This is a genomic window from Methylobacterium sp. J-068, from assembly GCF_022829445.1.
In the GTDB taxonomy this organism is placed as follows: Bacteria; Pseudomonadota; Alphaproteobacteria; order Rhizobiales; family Beijerinckiaceae; genus Methylobacterium.
The window spans coordinates 1-6,773 of record NZ_JAKSXY010000112.1; the positions used below are offsets into that span (position 1 = coordinate 1).

A 6,773-nucleotide genomic window follows, 5' to 3' on the forward strand; every position below is an offset into this window, starting at 1 on the left:
CGCACGATCGCGGCGGTGTCCGGATCGGCGATCTCGCGAATGAACGAGCGGTCGATCTTGATCCGGTCGAAGGGAAAGCGCCGCAGGTAGCTCAGGCTCGAATACCCGGTCCCGAAATCATCGAGCGCGATCCGCACGCCGCCTCGTGCGCGACGACGGACGCCGCGAGACGTTCGTGCTCCCCGGTCCGATCCTGGGCGCGGCCCGGTGGCTCGGCTACCTCCCCCCCGATTGCGCCGGGATCGAACTCGGCCTCGATCCCCGGAGCGGCTTCGTGCTGGAGCGCGTCGGCCTGCGGTCGCAGGCCAGCCTGTTCGCCGAGTGCCTGCGCAGACGTCCGCTCCGCGCCGCCGCCGCCGCCTTCAATCTCGTGCGCCGCGACGAGCGCCGCTTCCGCGATATCCTGCGCGGAAGCGGCGGCGTCACGCCCGTCCGGCACTATGCGACCTGGAGCGCATCGCGGGTCCGGACCGATGAGGGTCCGGTTCCGCCAACGCCCGCCCTGCGCCTGATCCTGCCGGCGGCTCCCGAGGCCGCGGGCTCGGTCGCCGAGACGGTGCGGAGCATCGTGGCGCAGGAGTTCACGGCCTGGACGCTGGTCGTGGTCTGGTCACGGCCCGGCGCGGCGTTCACGGCGTCGGACGCCCGGATCGGCCAGCGGATCTGGTCGGAGGCTGAACGGTTCGGCGACCTGTGTGACGCGGCGGATGTCGCGGCCTTGCTCACGCCCGGCGACCGCCTCGACCCCGATGCCCTCGCGATCCTCGTCCGCGCACTCTCGGAGCCGGCCCGGCCCGAACTGGTCTACGCCGATTCGGTGGTCGACGGGCCGGTCCCGGTGCCCTGCCTCAAGCCGGACTGGAGTCCCGACCTCGCCCGCGTCAGCGCCTATGTGGGGACGCCGGTGCTCCATGCGGGTGCGCTCCTTCGACAGCTGCGCGCCGAGCCGCTTCACGCGACCGAGACGTTCCCGCTCCGCCTCTCGCTCGCCGCGACCGCCGCCGTGGCGCCCGCGCGCGTCGCGCACGTTCCCCGCATCCTGTGCCGTCGCCTTCCAAACGCGCCAGAGGACGACCACCGCCGCGCCGCGATCCTGAGCCGGCACCTCGCCGAACGGGGATCGCGAGCCCGCGTCGTGACGAACCCGGCCGGCTTCGACCTGCTCTGGCCGCTGCCCGAGCCGGCACCGCTGGTCAGCGTCATCATTCCCTCGCGCGACAGGATCGACCTGATCCGGCGCTCGAGCGACGACGTTCTCCATGCGACGGCCTATCCGGCCGTCGAACTCGTCATCGTCGACAACGGCTCCACCGATCCGGCGGTGCTCGCCTATTACGACACCCTGCGGGGCGACGCGCGCGTTCGCATCCTCGACGCTCCGGGGCCTTTCAATTTTTCGTCGCTGATCAATGCCGGCGTCGCGGTCTCGCGCGGCGCGGTCGTGGTCCTCCTCAACAACGACGTCGCGGTCCTACGCGAGGATTGGCTCGACGCCCTCGTCCGGCAGGCCTGCCGGCCGGAGATCGGTGCCGTCGGCGCCAAGCTCCTCTATGCGGACGGCACGCTCCAGCATGCCGGCGTGGTGGTCGGTCTCGGCGGGCGGGCGGGCCACATCCTGCGCCGGCGCCCCGCCGATACGCCCGGCCATCTCGGGCGCATGGGTGTCGCCCACGAGGTCTCCGCCGTCACGGCCGCCTGCCTCGCCGTGGAGCGCCGCAAGTTCGAAGCCGTGGGAGGACTCGACGCCGAGGCCTTCGGCATCGATTTCAACGACGTCGATTTTTGCCTGCGTCTCGACGCAGCCGGATACAGGACGATCTGGACGCCGCGCGCCGTCATGGCCCATCTCGAATCCACCAGCCGTGGTCCGGCGTTGGGCGCCGCGCGGGCGCGCTTCGAGCAGGAGGCCGAACGCTTCGTCGCCCGATGGCGCGATACGATCCGGCACGATCCCTACTATCATCCCGGCCTTTCGCTCACGACCTTCGGGGAAGACCTTGAATAGGCTCGGCGACACGGGGGCAGGGTCGGTGCGCGGTCGGGCTTCGACCTCTCGACCATGACCGAACCCGCGCTTCGCTTCGCCGCGATCCCGGAGGAGCACCCACGCGATCGCTGGCTGCGCACGATCCGCGCCTTGGCCCTCGCGCCACGCGAGGCGGCGGCGATCCTGCGGGCGCGCCTGTCCGGCAAGCGCGTCAGGGCACGCCAGGCGCTGGCCGCCCTCGTCGGCCTCGACCATCGCGGGCTCTGGAGCGGACCCGGCAGGCTGGCCGGACGTCCGGCGCCGGTTCCCGCGTCGGAAGCCTCGGCCGTCGACATCAGGCTCGCGTCGGAGCTCGAACGGGCCGGGTCGGCCCCGCTCCTCATCCTCACGGCTCCGGGCCACACGCTCCTGCCCGGCGCCGTCGCGCTGATCCAGGCCGCGTTCGCCGACGATCCGACCCGGCAGGCGCTCTACGGCGACGCGCTCCTCCTGCGCGCGGACGGCGCCGCGATGCCGCTGCTGCGCCCGGCCTTCGACCGCGATTACCTGATGGCGGTCGATTATATCGGACCCGTCGTCGCCCTGCGTCGCAGCGGTCTGGCCGCCCTCGCAGCCCGGGCCGCTGTCCCGCCCCCTGAGGGCGCGACCGACCTGATCCTGCGCCTCGCCGACCATTTCGGGGCCGGCACCATCGGCCACCTGCCGCGCCTGCTCTCACAATCGGGGATGGCCTCGACCGGCCCGAACGATCCGCACCGCGACACGACCCGCAGGGCTTCGGACCCGGAAGGGGAGGGGGGGCACGCCCCGCACCGCGCGGTCATCCGGCGGGCCCTCGATCGCACCGGCCATTCCGACGTCGCGATCGAGGTCGGCCCTGACGGCGTGCTGACCTTACGCCATCCGCTGCCGCCGGAACGCCCGCTGGTCAGCCTGATCGTGCCGACGCGGGACCGCCTCGACCTGCTGCGCCCCTGCATCGCGAGCCTGTCGGAGCGGACCGACTGGCCGGCGCGCGAGATCCTGATCTGCGACAACGACAGCCGCGAGCCCGAGACGCACGCGTATTTCCGAGATCTCGCGGGGCGCGGCCTCGCCCGGATCGTCGCCTGTCCGGGGCCGTTCGATTTCGCCGCCATGAACAACGCGGCGGCGCGCGCCGCGCGCGGGCGCGTGCTCGCCTTCGTCAACAACGACGTCGCGGCGATCCATCCGGACTGGCTGGAGCGGATGGTCCGAGTGGCCCTGCGCCCGGATGTCGGCGCCGTGGGCGCCAAGCTCATCGACGGGCAGGGCCGCATCCAGCACGGCGGCGTGCTGCTCGGTCCGGGCGGCCTCGTCACCCATGCGCACCGCTTCTTCCCCGGCGACGCCCTGGGCTATCTCGGGTCTCTGAGCGCCACGCGCGCGGTCTCGGCCGTCACGGCGGCCTGCCTCGTGGTGGAGGCCGACAAGTTCGCGGAAGTTCACGGCTTCGACGGGGAGGCCTTCGCGGTCGATTTCAACGACGTCGACCTCTGCCTGCGCCTCGACCGGGCGGGATACCGCACCCTTTTCGTTCCGGGCGCGGTCCTCCACCATTTCGAAGCGGCGAGCCGGCGCTGGACCCCACAGGCCCGGGAACGTCATCTTCGCGAGGTCGCGGCCTTCAAAAAGCGATGGGGGCCGCTGCTGGCGCAGGACCCCCATTATCATCCGGGCTTCGACCCCGACCTCGGCACCCATGCCCGACTGCGCCTAGGCTGGCCGGAGACCGGCCCGGTCAGCCCGCGCTGACGCGTCCTACTGGACGAGGCGCGGTCCGCCGGTCTGCACCTTCTCGTTCTCGGACATGATGCCGAGGCGCTTGGCGACCTCGGTATAGGCCTCGATCAGGCCGCCGAGATCCTTGCGGAAGCGGTCCTTGTCGAGCTTGTCCGACGACTTGATGTCCCACAGCCGGCACGAATCCGGGGAAATCTCGTCGGCCACGACGATGCGCATCATGTCGCCTTCCCAGAGGCGGCCGGTCTCGATCTTGAAGTCGACGAGGCGGATGCCGACGCCGAGGAAGAGGCCGGAGAGGAAATCGTTGACGCGGATCGCCAGCGCCATGATGTCGTCGATCTCCTGCGGCGTCGCCCAGCCGAAGGCCGTGATGTGCTCCTCCGACACCATGGGGTCGTTGAGCGCGTCGTTCTTGTAGTAGAACTCGATGATCGAGCGCGGCAGCTGCGTGCCTTCCTCGAGGCCGAGGCGGGTCGCCAGCGAGCCGGCGGCGACGTTGCGCACCACCACTTCGAGGGGGATGATCTCGACTTCGCGGATCAACTGCTCGCGCATGTTGAGGCGACGGATGAAGTGCGTCGGCACGCCGATGTCGTTCAGGTGCGAGAAGACGAATTCCGAGATCCGGTTGTTCAGCACGCCCTTGCCGTCGATGACGTCGTGCTTCTGCGCGTTGAAGGCGGTGGCATCATCCTTGAAGTGCTGGATGAGCGTTCCCGGCTCCGGACCCTCGTAGAGGACCTTCGCCTTGCCCTCGTAGATGCGACGGCGGCGGTTCATAGGCGTGTACCGTGGTTTGAGGAAGTCCATGGGCCGTGACTCCTTCGGACTGGACGATGCGGAATCCGCGGCGTGGCGGCCTGTCGTGAGAGGCCGGGCCGAGAGACACGTCGTATGCCGAAAGCCTCCGCGACCGTGGCGCAAACTACCCGAAGCCGACTGGCAGCACAACGCGTTAGCCCCGGGGCGGGACGGTCCGTCGGCCGGATGCCCGGCGGGACCGCCGATCACGCGGGCGGCGTGTCGGCCCGCGCGGTCTTGGCGGGAAAGCGGCAGAGATCGACGATCGGACAGCGACCGCATTCGGGCTTGCGCGCCTTGCAGACGTAGCGCCCGAACAGGATCAGCCAATGATGGGCGTTGAGCCGGAAGGGGGCCGGGACGATCGCCTCCAGGCCCGCCTGGACCTTGTCCGTGGTCGAGGCCACGACCAGCGGGATCCGGTTGGAGACCCGGAAGATGTGGGTGTCGACCGCGATCGTCTCCTCCCCGAAGGCGACGTTGCGCACGACGCTGGCGGTCTTCGTGCCGACGCCCGGCAACACCTCCAGGTCCTCGCGTGCGCTGGGCACCGTGCCGCCGTGCCGCTCGACCAGGATGCGCGAGAGCGCGATGACGTTCTTCGCCTTGGTGTTGAACAGCCCGATGGTGCGGATGAAATCCCGCACCCGCTCCTCGCCGAGGGCCAGCATCGCCTCGGGCGTATCCGCGATCGCGAAGAGCGGCGCGGTGGCGAGGTTGACGCTGCGATCCGTGGCCTGGGCCGACAGGACCACGGCGACCAGCAGCGTGAACGGATTGCGGTACTCCAGCTCCGCGCGCGGCTCGGGATTGGCGGCGGACAAGCGCGAAAAGATCTCCACGACGGTCTCGGGGCCGACCGGTTCCGGCTGGGTCCCGGCCTCTGCGACGATCGGCGCGGCGAGGCGCGCGGAGATCGGCGATTTCCGCGGTTTGGTCGGCTGTCGGCTTCGCATCCCCGCGTTATATTCCCCTAATGGCGAGCGGCAATCACCACCTTCCTCACCCGGACGGTCTCGATCCCGACAGCATGGATCGCCCGGTCTTCCAGGCGACCATCCGGCCGCATCAATCGCTGAGCCATGACGGCTTTCGAATCGTCATGGTTCTGTGCTGCGCGGTCTCGCTCGTCACCTCGCTCGTCTGCCTGCGCGCGGGATACTGGCCGGTTGCCGGGTTCTTCGGCCTCGACATGCTCGCGCTGTACGTGGCCCTGAAGGTCAGCTTCCGGCGGGGCGGCTCCTTCGAGGAGGTCATGATCTCGCCGGTCGAGGTGATGCTGGCTCGCGTGACCCATCGCGGCGAGCGCAGGGAATGGCGCTTCAACCCCCTCTGGACCAAGCTCACCAAGGTCGAGGACGACGAGTACGGGATGCAGACCCTGACCCTGGTCTCGCGCCGCGAATTCGTGGTGGTCGCCCGCGACGCGTCGCCGCCGGAGCGCGAGGTCATCGCCGACGGGCTCACCCGTGCCCTGGCCCAGGTGAAGAGGGGATACTGAGCGCATGCGGGTTCGGCACAGGTTGCTCCATGCCGCGATCCTCGCGACGCTTCTGGGCGGCTCGATCCGTACCGGCCTGGCCGCATCCCGCGAACCTCTGGCGGAGGCGCGCGTCACGGTGAACTTCATCGCGCCCGAACGCTACACGGATGCGGACAATCGCTTCGGCTCGGGCCCCGGCCTGCGCGGCAATCTCGCGGAAATCCGGCATATCCTCACGGCGGCCGCCCTCCGGGTCATGGCGTCGGGCGATACCCTCACGGTCGATGTCGTCGATGTCGATCTGGCCGGATTCGCGCATCCGGGCCTGAACCCGCCGACCGGCCTGAGGGTGGTCAGCGACGTGACCCCGCCGGCCTTCCGCCTGCGCTACGACCTCAGGCGCGGCAAGCGGTCGATCGCCTCGGGCGAGGAGAGGGTGAGCGACATCAACTTCCTCCTTGGCGCCCGCGCGATCCGGCAGGGCAGCTTCGCCTACGAGGACGAATTATTGCGGGACTGGGCCAGGCGGAGACTCTCGGCCCGCTGATAAGCCCGCACCCGCACCCATGAGCCGACAAAATGAGCGTCCCGGCGATTTTCGGCATTGACCTTTTCTTCGCCGGCTTTTATACCCCTGTTCATCGGCGAGCGGCCACGTTGTGAGCGGCTTGTTTTTGCATCTCCTGATTTGCTGAGGGCTTGGGTCCGGAAAATTCCGGGCGCTGGTCTATCGGT

The 6,773-nt window shown here is 69.8% G+C and carries 6 protein-coding genes and 1 pseudogene; 4 read left to right on the plus strand and 3 right to left on the minus strand.

The window, feature by feature from the left end; translation table 11 throughout:
- Positions 1-140: pseudogene (locus MKK54_RS19430) on the minus strand (EAL domain-containing protein); the annotation flags it as partial.
- Between the two features lie 35 nt (positions 141-175).
- On the opposite strand from MKK54_RS19430, the gene MKK54_RS19435 reads away from it, so the two are divergent.
- Together MKK54_RS19435 and MKK54_RS19440 are read left to right on the plus strand one after the other, a co-directional pair.
- Complete coding sequence (locus MKK54_RS19435) at positions 176-2,005, plus strand: glycosyltransferase family 2 protein (RefSeq protein WP_244013269.1); 1,830 nt, start codon at positions 176-178, stop codon at positions 2,003-2,005.
- Positions 2,006-2,059: 54 nt separating this feature from the next.
- Complete coding sequence (locus tag MKK54_RS19440; protein ID WP_244013273.1) at positions 2,060-3,763, plus strand: glycosyltransferase family 2 protein; 1,704 nt, start codon at positions 2,060-2,062, stop codon at positions 3,761-3,763.
- A 6-nt stretch (positions 3,764-3,769) separates the two neighbouring features.
- Here the strand turns inward: MKK54_RS19440 and purC are convergent, their stop codons facing one another.
- Positions 3,770-4,564: a phosphoribosylaminoimidazolesuccinocarboxamide synthase gene (purC, locus tag MKK54_RS19445; protein ID WP_243910591.1), complete on the minus strand. Its 795-nt coding sequence runs from the start codon at positions 4,562-4,564 to the stop codon at positions 3,770-3,772.
- A 197-nt stretch (positions 4,565-4,761) separates the two neighbouring features.
- The gene (gene nth / locus MKK54_RS19450) at positions 4,762-5,511 is read right to left on the minus strand and encodes an endonuclease III (RefSeq protein ID WP_244013275.1); all 750 of its coding nucleotides are present in this window, start codon (positions 5,509-5,511) and stop codon (positions 4,762-4,764) included.
- A gap of 20 nt (positions 5,512-5,531) precedes the next feature.
- On the opposite strand from nth, the gene MKK54_RS19455 reads away from it, so the two are divergent.
- Positions 5,532-6,056, plus strand: a complete 525-nt coding sequence (locus tag MKK54_RS19455; RefSeq protein ID WP_244013277.1) for a DUF2244 domain-containing protein — start codon at positions 5,532-5,534, stop codon at positions 6,054-6,056.
- A 4-nt stretch (positions 6,057-6,060) separates the two neighbouring features.
- The gene (locus tag MKK54_RS19460; RefSeq protein ID WP_244013279.1) at positions 6,061-6,585 is read left to right on the plus strand and encodes a DUF3016 domain-containing protein; all 525 of its coding nucleotides are present in this window, start codon (positions 6,061-6,063) and stop codon (positions 6,583-6,585) included.
- Positions 6,586-6,773: the final 188 nt, after the last annotated feature.

Excerpts from the sequence above, each read along its gene's own strand:
- MKK54_RS19440 (WP_244013273.1), top strand. The coding sequence starts at position 2,060 with ATGACCGAACCCGCGCTTCGCTTCGCCGCGATCCCGGAGGAGCACCCA.
- purC (WP_243910591.1), bottom strand. The coding sequence starts at position 4,564 with ATGGACTTCCTCAAACCACGGTACACGCCTATGAACCGCCGCCGTCGC.
- nth (WP_244013275.1), bottom strand. The coding sequence starts at position 5,511 with ATGCGAAGCCGACAGCCGACCAAACCGCGGAAATCGCCGATCTCCGCG.
- MKK54_RS19455 (WP_244013277.1), top strand. The coding sequence starts at position 5,532 with ATGGCGAGCGGCAATCACCACCTTCCTCACCCGGACGGTCTCGATCCC.
- MKK54_RS19460 (WP_244013279.1), top strand. The coding sequence starts at position 6,061 with ATGCGGGTTCGGCACAGGTTGCTCCATGCCGCGATCCTCGCGACGCTT.